Annotated in this window: 15 protein-coding genes and 1 pseudogene; 10 read left to right on the forward strand and 6 right to left on the reverse strand. The window is 67.5% G+C overall.

Translation table 11 applies throughout. The annotated features are described in order from the left end of the window. The first annotated feature begins 102 nt into the window (after positions 1–102). Together E3O54_RS13995 and E3O54_RS14000 are read left to right on the forward strand one after the other, a co-directional pair. Positions 103–486, forward strand: coding sequence for a VOC family protein (locus E3O54_RS13995; protein WP_134401841.1), 384 nt, complete (start codon positions 103–105; stop codon positions 484–486). A 298-nt stretch (positions 487–784) separates the two neighbouring features. Further along, positions 785–1612 carry a VOC family protein gene (locus E3O54_RS14000; protein WP_134342006.1) on the forward strand — a complete coding sequence of 276 codons (828 nt, stop codon included), beginning with the start codon at positions 785–787 and terminating at the stop codon, positions 1610–1612. A 63-nt stretch (positions 1613–1675) separates the two neighbouring features. Here the strand turns inward: E3O54_RS14000 and E3O54_RS14005 are convergent, their stop codons facing one another. Then, the gene (locus tag E3O54_RS14005) at positions 1676–2410 is read right to left on the reverse strand and encodes a TetR/AcrR family transcriptional regulator (RefSeq protein WP_166785416.1); all 735 of its coding nucleotides are present in this window, start codon (positions 2408–2410) and stop codon (positions 1676–1678) included. 136 nt (positions 2411–2546) lie between these two features. On the opposite strand from E3O54_RS14005, the gene kynA reads away from it, so the two are divergent. The 7 genes from kynA (at position 2547) to E3O54_RS14040 (ending at position 8608) form a co-directional block, all read left to right on the forward strand. Further along, complete coding sequence (gene kynA, locus E3O54_RS14010; RefSeq protein WP_104169576.1) at positions 2547–3401, forward strand: tryptophan 2,3-dioxygenase; 855 nt, start codon at positions 2547–2549, stop codon at positions 3399–3401. A gap of 103 nt (positions 3402–3504) precedes the next feature. Next, a complete protein-coding gene (locus tag E3O54_RS14015; RefSeq protein WP_104099454.1) occupies positions 3505–4509 on the forward strand; it encodes an amidohydrolase in 1005 nt (334 codons plus the stop codon). Positions 4510–4682: 173 nt separating this feature from the next. Then, positions 4683–6095 (forward strand): kynureninase, encoded by a 1413-nt coding sequence (locus E3O54_RS14020; RefSeq protein ID WP_134401843.1) that lies wholly within the window; start codon positions 4683–4685, stop codon positions 6093–6095. A 39-nt stretch (positions 6096–6134) separates the two neighbouring features. After that, a complete protein-coding gene (gene purS / locus E3O54_RS14025) occupies positions 6135–6404 on the forward strand; it encodes a phosphoribosylformylglycinamidine synthase subunit PurS (RefSeq protein ID WP_134401844.1) in 270 nt (89 codons plus the stop codon). Further along, positions 6404–7102, forward strand: coding sequence for a phosphoribosylformylglycinamidine synthase subunit PurQ (gene purQ / locus E3O54_RS14030; protein WP_104099451.1), 699 nt, complete (start codon positions 6404–6406; stop codon positions 7100–7102). Before purS ends, purQ begins: the two co-directional genes overlap by 1 nt. A gap of 59 nt (positions 7103–7161) precedes the next feature. After that, positions 7162–8265 (forward strand): tellurite resistance/C4-dicarboxylate transporter family protein, encoded by a 1104-nt coding sequence (locus E3O54_RS14035; protein WP_104099450.1) that lies wholly within the window; start codon positions 7162–7164, stop codon positions 8263–8265. Positions 8266–8275: 10 nt separating this feature from the next. Continuing rightward, the gene (locus E3O54_RS14040) at positions 8276–8608 is read left to right on the forward strand and encodes a cupin domain-containing protein (protein ID WP_104194316.1); all 333 of its coding nucleotides are present in this window, start codon (positions 8276–8278) and stop codon (positions 8606–8608) included. Positions 8609–8663: 55 nt separating this feature from the next. Here E3O54_RS14040 and E3O54_RS14045 read toward each other — a convergent pair whose 3' ends face one another. The 3 genes from E3O54_RS14045 to pdhA are packed head-to-tail and all read right to left on the reverse strand — an operon-like array spanning position 8664 to position 12096. After that, a complete protein-coding gene (locus E3O54_RS14045; protein ID WP_174720228.1) occupies positions 8664–9956 on the reverse strand; it encodes a dihydrolipoamide acetyltransferase family protein in 1293 nt (430 codons plus the stop codon). Next, complete coding sequence (locus E3O54_RS14050; protein ID WP_104099447.1) at positions 9953–10969, reverse strand: alpha-ketoacid dehydrogenase subunit beta; 1017 nt, start codon at positions 10967–10969, stop codon at positions 9953–9955. The genes E3O54_RS14045 and E3O54_RS14050 overlap by 4 nt, the downstream gene beginning before the upstream one ends. Continuing rightward, the gene (gene pdhA, locus E3O54_RS14055; protein ID WP_134341990.1) at positions 10966–12096 is read right to left on the reverse strand and encodes a pyruvate dehydrogenase (acetyl-transferring) E1 component subunit alpha; all 1131 of its coding nucleotides are present in this window, start codon (positions 12094–12096) and stop codon (positions 10966–10968) included. Before pdhA ends, E3O54_RS14050 begins: the two co-directional genes overlap by 4 nt. Positions 12097–12234: 138 nt before the next feature. Between pdhA and E3O54_RS14060 the strand changes: the two genes are divergently transcribed. Then, on the forward strand, positions 12235–12885 hold the full coding sequence (locus E3O54_RS14060) for a TetR/AcrR family transcriptional regulator (RefSeq protein WP_134341991.1): 651 nt from the start codon (positions 12235–12237) through the stop codon (positions 12883–12885). On the opposite strand, the pseudogene E3O54_RS17040 reads toward E3O54_RS14060, so the two are convergent. After that, positions 12818–13092: pseudogene (locus E3O54_RS17040) on the reverse strand (hypothetical protein); the annotation flags it as partial. The gene E3O54_RS14060 and the pseudogene E3O54_RS17040 sit on opposite strands and share 68 nt — an antisense overlap. Positions 13093–13113: 21 nt before the next feature. Beyond that, positions 13114–15921, reverse strand: coding sequence for a vitamin B12-dependent ribonucleotide reductase (locus E3O54_RS14070; protein ID WP_134401845.1), 2808 nt, complete (start codon positions 15919–15921; stop codon positions 13114–13116). Between the last annotated feature and the right edge of the window lie 162 nt (positions 15922–16083).

Consider the following 16083-nt stretch of genomic DNA (forward strand, 5'->3'; position numbering starts at 1 on the left):
CCGCGGGCACCGCACCGTCGCTGGGTTTCCCCGCAGCCGGGCGTGCCGTCGCGAGGCGTCACGGCCCGGCGGCCACGGGCCGCAAACTGATACGCTCCGGCCATGCGAATCAAGATGTGCAGCGTCCACGTGAACGATCCGTCCGCCGCGTTCGACTTCTACACGTCCGTGCTCGGATTCGAGAAGCTGATATCCATGCCGGAGCACCAGCTGTACATCGTGAAGTCCCCGGAAGACCCCGACGGGGTCGGCCTCCTCCTCGAGCCGAGCGACAACAAGGTCTACCAGAAGTACGCTCAGGGCATCCGCAGCCTCGGGCTGCCGGCCATCGTGTTCGGCACACCGGATGTGCAGGCCGAGTACGAGCGACTCCGCACCCTGGGCGTTCAGTTCGCCGGCGCCCCCAGCACGGATGCCTACGGCACCTCCGTCATCTTCGACGACACCTGCGGCAACCTGATCCAGCTCCACGAAGACGAGCAGTAGCGAGCGCCCTGACTGCCGGGTCGCGTTCTGCGCTCCGACCCGCTCCCGACTCCCGATCCCCCTACAACTCCCGACTCCACCTCCCGACTCCAATCTGGGGCTAACTCAGGAGATCCCGACCAAGGCCGTCCCCGGGGCCACTGTTTCCGCGGCGGATGGCGTCCGATCGCGACCGTGCCGCCGGATCTCCTGAGTTAGCCCCCGCCACGCGGCGCACGGCCGGAATACCGGGCCCGGATCATCCGTTGGGGCCAGTGTGAATCGATTTGCGAACGATCTGCTGCCCGCATCCACCGGCATGGGCGCGGTGACCCTGCGGGTGGGCGACCTCGACGCCATGATCACGTATTACCGCGACGCGGTGACCCTCGAGCTACAGAGCCACGAGGGGCCGGTCGCCGTGCTCGGGCGCGGAACCACACCGATCGTTGTTCTGCAGCACGCCCCGGAGCTGGCCGCCGCCGAGCCCCGCTCGAGCGGGCTGTTCCACACCGCCATCCTCTTCGATACGCAGGCGCAGCTCGCCGCGGCCGTCTACTCGGTGGGCACAACGCATCCGGGATCGTTCACCGGCAGTGCCGATCACCTGGTCAGCCAGGCCTTTTACTTCACCGACCCGGAGGGCAACGGCATCGAGCTGTACTGGGACCGCGACCGCACCGAGTGGAGCTGGACCCACGGCCAGGTCGAGATGGCCACCCTATACCTCGACCCGAACACCTTCATCGGCGAGCACCTGACCCGGGACGGTCAGGCGCATCCGTCGGTCGGCAACGCCATCGTCGGGCACGTGCACCTTTCCGTCGGCGACGTGGGCACGGCCCGCGAGTTCTACGTGGACCGCCTCGGCTTCGAGGCGACGGCGACCCTCGGCGGCCAGGCCCTGTTCGTCTCGGCCGGCGGCTACCACCACCACATGGCCATGAACACCTGGAACAGCGCCGGCGCCGGCAAGCGCCGACTGGCCCTCGGGCTCGGCGAGGTCGATATCATCCTGCCGGGCTCCGACGACATCGGCGCCCTCAACGAACGGATGTCCCACTTCGGCGTGCAGACCCGTCACGACGGGCAGGCCCTCGGCTTCGACGACCCGTGGGGCAACCAGATCGTGGTGCGCACGAAGTAGCCCGCACGGCGTCAGCGCACGGCGTCAGCGCGGCGCACCCCGCCGACGCCGAACGCAGATGTCCTATGCGCCGGCTCCCGGCGCCGCACCGGCTCCCGGCGCCGCACCCGTGCCGCGGGAGGCCGCCCGGGTGGCACGGCGGCTCAGGCCGTGCACGGCCGCCTGGTATTCCTTGGCTCCCAGCGGACGTCCCGGCAGCTTGGGCCGGCCCCGGTCGACGGCCCGCAGCCCGTCGAGCACGATCGACAGCTGGCGCCGCCACTGGCCGGTGTAACCGCCGCCGAGGGTGCCGAGCGAGCCCACCATGGTGACGAGGACCGCGAGGTCGACCGCATCGACATCCGTTCGGAGGTCGCCGTCGCGTTTGGCCTGCGTGACGAGGGCCGACAGCACCGCTTTGAACGAGGCCGCCTTGCCGCGCGCCGGGTCGACCGTCTCCATGCGCTTGAGGATGGGCGGCAGCGACGGGTCGGCGACGAGCCACTCGGCGACGCGTTCGGTGTAGACGACGATGCCGTCCCACGCGGTGGGGGCAGCCGCGATCTCGTCGCGCACCGAGGCCAGCTCGGCGAGGGAGATGTCGTGCAGGGCCCTGACCAGGTCGTCCCGGGTGGAAAAATTGCGGTACAGCGTGGCTACGCCCACGTCGGCGCGGCGAGCGATCTCCTCCAGCGAAGCGTCAACGCCGTGCACCGCGATCAGTGCCCGCGCCTCAATGAGGAGACGCTCACGGTTCTGCCGGGCGTCACGCCGTCGAGGCTGCGCCCCATCCTGCGGGGTCGATTCGGGCGAAGTCATGACCCTGAGTCTAGGTCCCGAACCTTGGCATCGCGGAGGCTCACCTCCACGCCTCCCCCTGGCAGGTGTCAGCCAGTTGCGCCGGGCCGGGGCTGTCCCGCACAATGCAGTCAGCACCCGAACGAAACGGAGCACCATGTCGGTCGAGCACAACACCCGCGAGTTCGATCCCGAGATCGTGACGGATTTCCGGGAGCGGATGAGTTACGGCTCCTACCTCGATCTGGACACCCTGCTCGGTGCGCAGAAGCCGGTCAGCTCACCCGAGCATCACGACGAGCTTCTGTTCATCATCCAGCACCAGACCACCGAGCTCTGGCTGAAGCTCGTGCTGCACGAGCTGCGCGCCGCGACCGCGTTCCTGCGCCAGGACCAGATCGCCCCGGCCCTCAAATGCATCGCCCGGGTCAAGCACATCCAGCGCACCCTGACCGAGCAGTGGTCGGTGCTGGCCACGCTCACGCCCAGCGAATACGCCGAGTTCCGGCATTTCCTGGGCAACTCGTCCGGGTTCCAGTCGTATCAGTACCGGGCCGTCGAGTTCGCGCTCGGCAACAAGAACCGGCGCATGCTGAGCGTGTTCGAGAGCGATCCGGATGCTCACGCGCTCCTCTCCGAGATGCTTGCGGCCCCCAGCATCTATGACGAGTTTCTGCGCTACCTGCACCGGCAGGGGTTCGCTATCCCGGCATCCGTGCTGGAGCGCGACGTCACGGAGGCGTGGGTGCTGCATCCGGAACTCGTGGCCACCTTTCGCGGGATCTACGAGAACGCGGGCGAGCACTGGGGTGCCTACGAGGCCTGCGAGGAACTCGTCGACCTGGAGGACAACTTCCAGCTCTGGCGGTTCCGTCACCTCAAGACCGTGCAGCGCATCATCGGCATGAAGACCGGTACCGGTGGGTCGAGCGGGGCCGCCTTCCTGCAGAAGGCGCTCGAGCTGACCTTCTTCCCCGAGTTGTTCGCCGTGCGCACCGAACTCGGCACATGAGGCACGGATGACCGGCGGCCGGCCAGGCGGATCGGTGCCAGGCGGATCGGTGCCGGGCGGATCGGTGCCGGGCAGGACGGTCGGCAGGACGGTCGGCAGGACCGTGCTCCCGGGCTTCCTCGATGCGCATGTTCACCTCGCGCTGATCGACCCGGCCCCGCTCACCGCGGCCGGCATCGCCCGCGTGCTCGACCTCGGCGGGTGGACGCCGCCGAGGTCGACGCTTCCGGTCGAGTCCGACCCGGGTGCTCGACCTCGGCGGGTGGAGCTGGGCGCGGGAGAGCCCCAGCGAGCTGGGCGTCCCGCGAGCGCGGTCCTTCCCGAGACCGTGTTCGCGGGGCAGTTTCTCGCCGCGCCGGGCGGCTACCCGAGCGAACGGTCCTGGGCCCCGGCAGGCAGCGTGCGCTTCGTGGCCCAGGCGACGGATGCCGCGGCCGCCGTCGACGACCAGCTGGCGCTCGGGGCATCCGTGATCAAGGTCACGCTGAACGGCGACGCCGGGCCAGTGCTGCCGCGCGCGGTTCTCGCGGCCATAGTCGGGCACGCCCACGATCGCGGGGCCCCCGTTCTCGCCCACGCCGAGGGGGCCGGCCAGGCGCTCCGCGCGTTCGAGGCCGGGGTGGACGCCCTGGCGCACACGCCGTTCAGCGAGCGGCTGGGCGACGAGGTGATTGCGGCCATGGCCAGGCGAATGGCATGGATCAGCACCCTCGACATCCACGGCTGGGGCGAGCCGACCGACGACTTCGATCGCGCGGTCGACAATCTGCGCCGCTTCCACCGGGCCGGCGGACAGGTGCTCTACGGCACCGACCTCGGCAACGGCCCGCTGCCGCTCGGGCTGAACCGGCGGGAGATCAACGCGCTGCTCGGCGCCGGCCTGAGCGGCGACGACGTGCTGCGGAGCCTGACCATGGGAAACCTCGGCGGCTTCCGGACCGTGCTGCGCGGCCCAACAGGCACCGAGCGCCTGGTCACGGTGCTGCGTGGCAAGCGCCCGGCCGACCCGGCCGCGTTCAGCGCCTGGCTCGGCACCGCCCGGGCGATCAGCCCGGCCGACCTCGGCGACCTCGGCGACCTCAGCACCCTCGACCCGCCGGATTCCTGAGCGCACCCCCGACCGCATCCACCGCCGCACGGCCGTCCGCGCTTTCCGTAGTCGCGCGGTCACCCGCGTGGGTGGGATACTTCCAGCGCGGCACGGTGTCGGCGAGTCCCCGGGAAGCGCGCATCGCTGCGAGAGATGGCTGCCCATCATCCGTTCGACCTCGAGGAATCCAGATGACCCCCCACACCGACACCAGCCCCGCCGGCAACGGCAGCCAGGATGCCCAGCTCGCCTTCGCCCGCCGGATGGACCGCATCGACGGGCTCGGACACTACCGGCGGCAGTTCGTCGGCATCGAACCCGACAGCGCGACCGGCGCGACCGGGCACACCCCGAGCCTCGTCGCCTACCTCGACGGCAACTCCCTCGGCCGGCCCACCCGGGCCAGCGTGGCCCGCATCACCGAGTTCCTCACCCACGACTGGGGCACCCGCCTGATCCGCGGCTGGGACGAGGCCTGGCTGGACCTTCCGCTGAAAATCGGCGACGACATCGGCCGCGCCGCCCTCGGTGCCGCGCCCGGCCAGGTCTTCGTCGGCGACTCGACCACCGTGCTGCTCTACAAGTTGGCGCGGGCGGCCGTCGACTACCTTCGCGTCGACGCGGAACCGACGCGCACCGAGATCGTGCTGGACACCGACAACTTCCCCACCGACCGCTACCTGCTCGAGGGCATCGCGGCCGAACGTGGCATGACGCTGCACTGGATCCACTCCGACCCCGCGAGCGGCGTCACAGTGGAGCAGGTGCGGCAGGCCGTGGGCCCGCAGACAGCGCTCGTGCTGCTCAGCCACGTGGCCTACCGCTCCGGTTTCCTTGCCGATATGCGCGAGATCACCGCGGTGGTGCACGCCGCGGGCAGCCTCGTGCTCTGGGACCTCAGCCACTCAGTCGGCTCCGTGGTGGTCGAACTCGACCTGTGCGACGTGGACCTGGCCGTCGGCTGCTCCTACAAATACCTGAACGGCGGCCCCGGCGCCCCCGCGTTCGCCTATGTGCGCAGCGACCTGCAAGACGTTCTCACCCAGCCGATTCAGGGCTGGATGGGAACGAAGGATGTCTTCACGATGGGCCCGGGGTATGTGCCGGCCGACGGCATCCGTCGTTTCATGAGCGGAACCCCGCCGATCGTGGGGATGCTGGCCATGCAGGATTCGCTCGCGATGATCGAGGAGGCGGGCATCGACCAGGTGCGCGCCAAGTCGGTGGCGCTGACCGAGTTCGCGCTGACCCTCGTGGATGTCTGGCTTGCCCCGATGGGCGTGACTGTGTCGTCGCCGCGAGAGCCCACGCACCGCGGCGGTCACGTGACCGTGAACCACCCCGCCATGCGGCAGGTGACGCAGATTCTGTGGGAGCACGATGTGATCCCCGATTTCCGCATGCCCGACGCACTGCGCATCGGCCTGTCCCCGCTGAGCACAAGCTTCGTCGAGACCTTCGAGGGGGTCGCGGCGATCCGGGACGTGCTGCGCGGTGTGCTGCTCGGGCAGAGCGGGCTTGCCGGCGGAGCCAACGGTGGTCTCGGCACCGGCCTGGGCACCGGCCTGGCCGGTGCGCTCGGCGGCCCGGGGGTCGGCCTGTAGGATCGTGGAATCCACCCCCCGACGCCTCCGGAGTTAGCTATGCCAACAATCGTCGTAGAAGTTATGCCCAAGGCCGAGCTGCTCGACCCGCAGGGGAAGGCCGTCGCCGGCGCCCTGGGTCGCCTCGGCAAGACCCGTTTCACCAGCGTTCGCCTGGGCAAGCGGTTTGAACTCACCATCGACGGCCACGTCGACGACACCGTGCTCGCCGAGGTGCAAGAACTCGCCGACACCGTACTGTCCAACACGGTGATCGAGGATGTCATCGGCATCCACGTGCTGGAGGCACCCGCCGGAGAGACGCACTGATGCGCATCGGCGTCGTCACGTTCCCCGGTTCGCTCGACGATCGCGACGCCGCGCGCGCGATCCGCCTGGCCGGCGCCGAGCCCGTCGCCCTCTGGCACGGCGAGCACGACCTGCACGGCGTGGACGCGCTCGTACTGCCCGGCGGCTTCAGCTACGGCGACTACCTGCGCTGCGGCGCCATCGCGAGCCTCTCTCCGATCATGGCGGAGGTCATCAGCGCGGCCAACAGCGGCATGCCCGTGCTCGGTGTCTGCAACGGCTTCCAGATGCTGACCGAGGCGCACCTGCTCGAGGGCGGCTTGATCCGCAACGACCACGGCTCGTTCATCTGCCGCGACCAGAAATTGCGCGTCGAGAGCGCCCTCACCGACTGGACCGGTGGTTTCGCGGCCGGCCAGGAGATCACCATCCCGCTCAAAAACGGCGAGGGCGGCTTCATCGCCTCCGCCGACACGCTCGAGCGCCTCGAGGGTGAGGGCCGCGTGGTCGTGCGCTACGTCGGCATGAACCCGAACGGCTCGCTCAACGACATCGCCGGCATCAGCAACATGCGCGGCAACGTCGTCGGCCTGATGCCGCACCCCGAGCACGCGGTCGAGCCGGGCTTCGGCCCCGACACCGTCGACGCCATGCGCAGCGGCACCGACGGGATCACCTTCTTCACCTCCGTGATCGAACGGATGCTCGTCAGCGCGTAACAGCGTCCGCACCATGCGGTTGTCGGCGCGCCGGAGCGCCGGCGCGCTAGCCTGTCAGGGTGACGTCTAACAGCGGTGTGCGTGTGGGTGCCGCTGTCCGAGGGATGCCGCCTGGCTACTTCGCGTTGGTCATGGCCACGGGGATCATCTCGGTCGGGATGCACCTGATCGGCGTCCAGACGCTCAGCTTCATCCTCATGGTCGTGTGTGCCGCGGCCTACCTGATTCTCGTGGCGCTTACCGGGTGGCGGCTCATCGCCTATTCCGCGGCCTTCCTTGCGGACATGCACGATCCCCACCGCGGATTCCAGTTCTTCACTTTCGTCGCCGGCACCAACGTCCTGGCTGCCCGTCTCGCCATCGAGGGCTGGTTCGGCCTGGCGACAGTTCTCCTCGGCGTGTCCGGAATCACCTGGCTGTTGCTCGGCTACGCTCTCCCGTGGTTCGCGGTCCTGGGCCGCAGCGTGCGCCCCGTGCTCAACGCCGCGAACGGGACCTGGTTCATCTGGGTCGTCGCCAGCCAGTCGGTCGCCGTCGTGGCGGCCTCGTTGGAGCCCGTGTCGGGCGATGCCAGGGCACTGCTCGCAGTCCTCGCGATCTTGTCCTGGTCGGTGGGCATCTTCCTCTACGGTGCCGCGGGTGTTTTCGTATCCTTACGGCTGGTGCTCTATGACATCCGGCCTGAGCAGTTGGACCCGCCCTACTGGGTGTCTATGGGCGCGTGCGCGATCACGGTGCTGGCCGGTGCCCGCATCGTCGAAATGGCGGACGCCCCGATGGTGACCGCGACCCGGGGGCTCGTTGCGGGCGTCTCCGTCATGTTCTGGGCGTTCGCCACCTGGCTCATCCCCGTGCTCATCGCGGTGGGGTTCTGGCGTCACGTCACACACCGAGTGCCACTGCGCTACGAAGCGACGCTGTGGAGCATCGCATTTCCCGTCGGGATGTACGCGGTCGCCGGAATCTACCTGGGCCAGGCCGATGACCTTCCACTGGTCGGGCAGATCGGGACCGTCTCACTCTGGGTGGCTCTCGTGGTGTGGTTGGTCATGTTCACCGCGATGGTCCGCCAGCCGCTGCGGGCAGGTGGACTGTTTCGTGGATCCCCTGACCCGCGGCACCTGACCGTTGAGCCCGCAGTCACCGGCCAACCGAGAAAGTGAGAACCGACCCGTGCAGAAAATTTCGATCGAGGCGTTCGCCCGCGAACACCTGAAGGCAGCCGCAGCCGGCACCAGTGGTCGCGCAGCCGGAACGGTCTTCGGCGGCCACGAGAAGGTGATGCGTCAAACCGTCATCGCGCTGCTGGCCGGGATCTCCCTGAGCGAGCATGAGAATCCGGGTGAGGCGACGGTCTATGTCCTCAGCGGGCGCGTGCGGCTAAGAGCCGGCGACGACGTCTGGGAGGGGCGCGCCGGTGATTTCCTGATCGTTCCGGACGCACGGCACAGCCTTGAGGCGGTCGTAGATTCCACGGTCCTGATGACCGTTGCCAAGAAGGGCTAGAACGCCAGATCGAGGACCGCCGCGACAGGCGCGCAGCGGTCCCCCGTGCCGGTGATCAGGCGATGATCGTCCACGGGTTCTCGATCAGTCGGGTCAGCGTTTGCAGGAACTGTGCGGCCACAGCGCCGTCGATGATCCGGTGGTCCGCCGACAGGGTGTAGCGCATCCTGTGCCGGGCAACGATCTCGTCCCCGACCACGACAGCCTCGCAAGCGGTGCCGCCGACGGCCAGGATCGCCCCTTCGGGCGGGTTGATGATCGCGGTGAACTGCTCCACACCGAACATGCCGAGGTTGCTGATGGTGAACGTGCCGCCCGACATCTGACCGGCTGTGAGCTTCTTGGCGTTGGCCAGGGAGACGAGCTGCTTGGCTTCCGTACCGAGCTGGCTGACGGTCTTCTGGTCCGCGTCCTCGATCACGGGAACCACGAGGCCGTTGCCCGAGGCGACAGCCACACCGATGTTGACGCGGTGGTGCACCAGCATCTCGACGCTCGCGTCGTCGATGTAGGACGCGTTGACCTCGGGGTGCTCGCGGAGGGCGAGCGCGCTCGCCCGAATCAGCAGGTCGTTGATGCTCACCTTCGGCCGACCGGCCTGAACGAGTTGCGCGTTCAGCTCGGTGCGCAACTGCACGAGGTTCTCGGCGTCGGCCGCGGCGGTGACGAAGAAGTGCGGAATGGTGCGGGCGCTCTCACCCAGCCGCCGCGCGATGATGCGGCGCATGTTGCTCAGCGGGATCGCCTCGGACGCGCGCTTGTCGAGGGTGTCCGGTGAGGGTGCGGCGGCTGCCGCGCTCGGAGCGACCACGGTCGCGTTGGGGACGGCGGAGTCGGCACCGGGCGCGGTCGCCTGGGCGAGCAGTGCGTCGGTATCCGAGCGGATGATGCGGCCGCCGGGGCCCGTGCCGCGCACCTGGCTCAGGTCGAGATGGTTTTCCCGCGCGAGCTTGCGCACCAGCGGTGACGCGAAGAGGCGCTCACCGCGCCCGGCGGCGTTCCCGTCCGCATTGCCATCGGTCGGAGGAACTGCCGGTGCGGCCTCGGCCGCCGGCGTAGCCGCCGGTGCGTCGGCAGCGGCGGCCGGCGTCGCCCCCGGCATGACACTCGGCTTGCCGTCGTCCAGCAGTGCGATGGGCTCGCCGATGGAGACCAGCTTCCCCTCTGCCACGAGATGCTCCGAGAGTGTGCCGGCCTCGTAGGCTTCGTACTCCATCGTGGCCTTATCGGTCTCGATCTCGACGAGCAGGTCCCCGACCTCGACCCGGTCACCGGGCTGCTTGTGCCAGATCGCGATCGCGCCTTCCTCCATCGTGTCGGAGAGGCGGGGCATTGTGATTTCGATCATGATTTTTCACCCATCGGGTAGCGGCGGCGACCGACGGCGTCGAGGGTCTGACGGATGGCGCCGATGACGTCCTCCGCCGACGGCAACGCGGCCGTCTCCAAAGGTTTTGAGTACGGGAGCGGCACCTCTGCCATCGCGACGCGTCGAACGGGCGCGTCCAGGTAGTCGAAGGCGCCATCGGAAATCGTGGCCGCGATCTCAGCGCCGATTCCATAGGTCAGCCAGTCATCCTCGAGGATGACGGCGGCATGCGTCTTCTTGACGGACTCCACAACCGTTTCGCGGTCCAATGGACGCAGACTGCGCAGGTCGATGACCTCGATGTCGAGGCCGTCCGATTCCGCGAGCTGCGCCGCGACCTGCGACGCGACGTGGGCCATCCGTGAATAGCCGATCAGAGTGATGTCGCTTCCCTTGCGGGTGACGGCAGCCTTGCCGATTTCGGCCGACACGTCGCCGTCAGGCACCTCGCCCTTGATGTTGTAGAGCGACAGGTTTTCCAGGAACAGCACGGGGTCATCGTCCCGGATCGCCGCGATCAGAAGCGCCTTGGCGTCGGCCGGCGTGCTGGGTGCGACGACCTTCATCCCGGGGACGAAGGCGTAGAAGAGCTCGATGTTCTGCGAGTGGGTCGCACCCAGCTGCTGTCCGCCGCCACCCGGCGTGCGGATGACGAGAGGCACTCGGGCCTGTCCACCGAACATGCCGTAGATCTTGGCGGCGTGGTTCACGATCTGGTCGAGCGCGAGCAGGGAGAAGTTGATGGTCATGATCTCGACCACGGGGCGGAGCCCGAGCATCGCGGCGCCGATGGCGGCACCGGTGAAACCCTCTTCGGCGATCGAGGTGTCCCGCACGCGCTTCTCGCCGAACTCGTCGAGCATGCCCGCGGTGATCTTGTACGCGCCTTCGAAGAGACCGATCTCCTCACCCATCAGGAACACATTCTCGTCACGCAGCATCTCGGAACGCAGCGTGTCGTGCAGTGCCTGGCGATAGGTCATGATGCTCATTGGTTGACTCCGTAGTCGGGGATCGGTGCCGGCTCGAACAGAGGCTGCCCGGGCAACCGATGGGAGTCATTGGCCACGGCTGTGGCGTAGGTGTAGTCGAACAGGGTCGACACATCCGGGAACGGGCTGTTCTCGGCGAACGCCGCCGCCTCGGTTGCCTGAAGGGTTACTTCCTCGTCGATCTTCGCCAGTTCCTGCTCGTCAAGCAGACCGTCCGCGACCAGCTTGGCGGCGAAGGTGTGCACCGGGTCTCGTTCCTTGACCAGGGACATCTCCTCGTCGGAGCGGTACTTGGCCGGGTCGACGACGGAGTGCCCACGCAGTCGTTCCGTCACGACCTCGAGAAGGAAGGGCTTACCGCTGCGAGCCTGAGCAACGGCACGCTGGGCGGCCTCGAACACGGCGACGGGATCGAGCCCATCGACGCGTTCCGACGCCATCCGGTACGCGGATGCGCGCTTGTAGAGGTCCGGCTCAGCCGAAGCCTTGTCGACCGTCGTGGCCATTCCCAGCCTGTTGTTGATGATGACGTAGACGATCGGTAGGTTCCAGAGAGACGCGATGTTCAAAGACTCGTGGAATGCTCCGATGTTCGTGGTGCCATCGCCCATCGTGCACAGCACGATCTCGTCGCCGGCGCGGTAGTCGATGGCCAGGGCGGCCCCCGTCGCCAGCGGGATCTGGCCGCCGACGATGCCGTAGCCGCCCAGCATCCGCTTCTCGAAGTCGAACATGTGCATCGAGCCGCCCCACCCCTTGGACACCCCGTCGGATCGGCCGTACAGTTCGGCCATCACCCGGTTGGGGTGGATGCCGCGGGTGATCGCGTAGCCATGCTCGCGGTAGTTGGTGAAGAGGTAGTCGCTCGGGCGCAGCGCGGACATGAGCCCGACGACCGCAGCCTCCTCGCCGAGATTCAGGTGGCAGTAGCCGCCGATCAGCGCTTGCGTGTAGGCCCGTGCGGCTCGCTCTTCGAACCGGCGGATGAGCATCATCTGGCGGTAGAACCCGGTCAAGAGTTCCCGGTCGGCCGGGGAGACATCGGGTTTTGCGCCCGGGGTCGGCCGATCCGGGGAGGTGGTTGGTCGGGACTGAGTCGCCACGGATGTACGCGCTCGAGTGGTCATGAAAGAACTCCCTGCTCGGCCTTCGTGAGGTCGGAGATCGAAGAGTCGCATCGAATTTTAATGATACGAATTAGTTTCATTCTACATCCGAGAGTACGTTTGCGTTTAACGTTTTTTTGAAGATCCGAAGGGCCGGACATGGACTCAGCGACCCCAGCGAGCCCGGTTCGCAAGCGCGGCCGACCCACGGAGGCGGGGCGCGTCGAGCGTCGAGGCCAGATCCTCGACGCCGCGTTGCCGGTCTTCCTCGAATATGGCTTCGGCAAGGCGACGGTGGACCGGATTGCCGCCGCGGCCCGCGTCACCAAGCGCACGATCTACACCTACTTCGGTGACAAGGATGGCGTCTTCACCGAGATGCAGCGACGCCTGGCCGCGAACGTCAGTGGCGAGCCTCTCCGCACGGAGACGCTGGAATCACTCGCCGCGCGTATCGTGTACGGGTTGCACTCGGCCCAGATGATCGGACTACACCGCCTCGTGATCGCCGAGTCGCTGCGTTTTCCCGAACTCGCCCGACGGCTGCACGACAACGGCGACATGCGCCACATCGCGCGCCTCGCAGACCACATTCGGGCCGAGCACGGCCAGGCGGCCGCTGCCCATGCCGAGCAGCTCTACGCACTGCTGCTGGGCGAAGACTACCGGCGGCGGCTGCTCGGGCTGCTCGAACCGGTGACCGCCGCCGAGGCCGCGGTCCACGCTCGGTCCGCGCTGGCCGTCATCCAGTTGACGACGGCGAGCCCCCTGTCCGGCGCCGCATCGGCAGCGGGTGCGCCGAGTCCGTGATGACGACCCGGTCGTCGATCCTGCCCTGGCGCATCTCATCGAGGACGTCGGTCAGCTCCTCGAGGCGGCCAGTGGCGACAGCCGGGTGGAACACTCCACGGTTGTGGAAATCAGGGCTTCGACAAGGTCACGGCGGGTGCCCCCGATCGAACCGCGAATGGTGAGGCCCTTGAGCACGATGTCGAAGATCGGCGCCGACAGCCCACCGCCGTCAGGCAGCGATGGGCCTCAGCTGCAGCCGCTCGTGCTGCCACAGCTTTCGCAGACGTAGCACGAACCGGCCGGACGCATGGCGGTGCCGCACGACATGCACAGCGGCGAATCCAAGCTGAGACCCTGCTGAGCCTCGAGTAGTTCCGCCGAGGAATGCACCGCTCGAGTCGCCCCTGCAGGCGGCTGGGCCGGAGGCAGCACCTGGCTCGGTGGCGCCGTTTCCGTTGCTTCAGAGCCACCCGCATCGAGCTGGGAAACGCGCTCGGCGGTCGTGAAGATCCCCATCGACGAGCGCGTGGCGAACGGCAGGTGGTCCAGGGCCAGGCGGCGGAAAATGTAGTCCATCATCGACTGCGCCATCCGGATGTCCGGGTCATCGGTCATCCCCGCCGGTTCGAAGCGCAGATTGGTGAACTTCTCGACGTAGGTCGGCAGCGGCACCCCGTACTGTAGGCCGATCGAGACCGCGATGGAGAATGCGTCCATGACCCCGGACAGAGTAGAACCCTGTTTGCCCAGCCGGAGGAAGATCTCGCCGAGTTCGTCGTTGGGGTACAACCCCGCCGTGAGATGCCCCTCGGCGCCGGCGACGGCGAAGGACGTGGTGATCGACGTGCGGGACTTCGGAAGTCGCCGCCGGATCGGCGACGCGGGCTGCACGACCGGCACGGACGCCGGGGCGGCCTTGCCGTCCGATAGGGGCTGACCGACCTTGCAGTTGTCGCGGTAAATGGCCACCGCCTTGAGCCCGAGCTTCCAGCCCTGGAAGTAGACCTCCTCCACTTCGTCGACCGTTGCGCTCTGCGGGAGGTTGACGGTTTTGGAGATGGCTCCGGAGAGGAACGGCTGAACCGCGGCCATCATGCGCACGTGGCCCATCGGCGCGATGGCCCTCTTTCCCATGGCGCAGTCGAAGATCGCGTAGTGTTCCGGTTCGAGCCCGGGGGCACCGATGACCTGTCCGTGCAGGGCGATGTGTTCGACGATCGCTTCGGCGGCCTCCTGCGGGTACCCCAGGCCGCGCAGCGCTCGGGGCACGGTCTGGTTGACGATCTGCATGGAGCCGCCACCCACCAGCTTCTTGAACTTCACCAGTGAGAAATCCGGTTCGATTCCCGTGGTGTCACAGTCCATCATGAAGCCGATCGTGCCGGTGGGAGCGAGAACACTGGCTTGCGCGTTTCGCCAGCCGGACACCTCCCCCAACATCAGGGCCTGCTGCCAGGCCGCCGACGCCCGATCATGGATCTCGCCGCTCATGCCACCCGAGGTCTGCAGGGCGATGTCGGCTGCCTCGTGCTTGCGCATGACTCTCGTGTGGGCCTCCGCATTGCGCGCGAAGCCCTCGTACGGGCCAACCACCCCGGCCAGTTCGGCCGAACGCCGGTAGGCGGTTCCGGTCATCAGGGAAGTGATCCCGGCGGCCACGGCCCTGCCCGACTCGGAATCGTAGGCGTGACCGGCGGCCATCAGGAGAGCACCGAGGTTGGCGTAGCCGATGCCCAGCTGGCGGAACGCGCGGGTCGTCTCACCGATGGCCGGCGTCGGGAAGTCGGCGAAGCAGATCGAGATGTCCATCGCCGTGGTGATCAGCTCGACCGCCCGAACGAAGGCATCCGTGTCGAACACGTCCTCCCCCGGGACGGCGTCGGCGCGCAGAAACTTGAGCAGATTGAGCGAGGCCAGGTTGCAGGACGAGTTGTCGAGCGACATGTACTCCGAGCAGGGATTCGACGCCGTGATCCGACCCGATTCGGGATTGGTATGCCAGTCGTTGATGGTGTCGTCGTACTGGATTCCCGGGTCGGCGCAGTCCCACGCCGCTTGGGCGAGTTGACGGAACAGGCCCGGTCCGTGCACTGACTCGATCTCGCTTCCGTCCTGCCGGGAGGTGAGGGAGAAGCTGGTGCCGTTTTCCACGGCTCGCATGAACTCGTCACTGACCCGAACGGTGTTGTTGGCGTTCTGGTACTGCACGCTCGCCATGTCCGCACCGCCGAGGTCCATGTCGTAGCCGGCATCCCGCAGAGCACGGATTTTGCCTTCCTCCCTCGACTTGGCCTCGATGAATTCCACGATGTCCGGGTGGTCCACGTCGAGCACCACCATTTTGGCAGCACGCCGGGTCGCCCCGCCGGACTTGATCGTGCCCGCGCTGGCATCGGCGCCGCGCATGAACGAGACGGGCCCACTGGCCGTTCCGCCGGAGGAGAGCAGTTCCTTGGAGGAACGCAGTTGGGACAGGTTCACCCCCGCCCCAGAACCGCCCTTGAAGATCATCCCCTCATCGCGGTACCAGCCGAGAATGGACTCCATTGTGTCCTCGACCGAGAGGATGAAGCAGGCGCTGACCTGCTGCGGCGATGGCGTCCCGACGTTGAACCACACCGGGGAGTTGAACGAGAAGACCTGATGCAGGAGCAGCCAGGTCAGTTCCGCACCGAAGACCTCCGCGTCGCCGTCCCCGGCGAAGTACCCGTTCGCCGACCCGGCAACCACATACCGCGTGACCACCCGGTCGAGCAGCTGCTTGAGGCTGGACTCCCGCTCGGGCGACCCGATGGCCCCGCGAAAGTACTTGGTGCTCACAATGGTGGAGGCGTTCGCCGACCAGGTGTCCGGGAACTCGACACCCTTCTGCTCGAAGACGGTTTCGCCATTCTTCCAGTTCGTCTGCACGACATCGCGAAGCTCCCAGACCACCTCGTCGTACGGGTGGACCCCGGGCGTGCTGAAGTGGCGCTCGATGGCCAGTCCGGCACTATGCGCACCCTGATCGCTTCCGTCAGACCCGGCTTCGGCGTTCTGATTCCTGCTACTCACGTTCGCTCCCCACTCTCGACACCCGAATGCCGAATTACTACCAGTGGGCGTCAACTCCTCAGTGAACCACTACATGTAGTGATTGTGTTTTTCTGCTTCGGCTCGGGCGTGTCCTCGACGGGCAGTGCTGCAGAAAAAAGCCCGCCTGGCTGTGCGGAGCAG

This window comes from Cryobacterium sp. TMT2-4 (assembly GCF_004402575.1).
Taxonomy (GTDB): Bacteria; Actinomycetota; Actinomycetes; order Actinomycetales; family Microbacteriaceae; genus Cryobacterium; species Cryobacterium sandaracinum.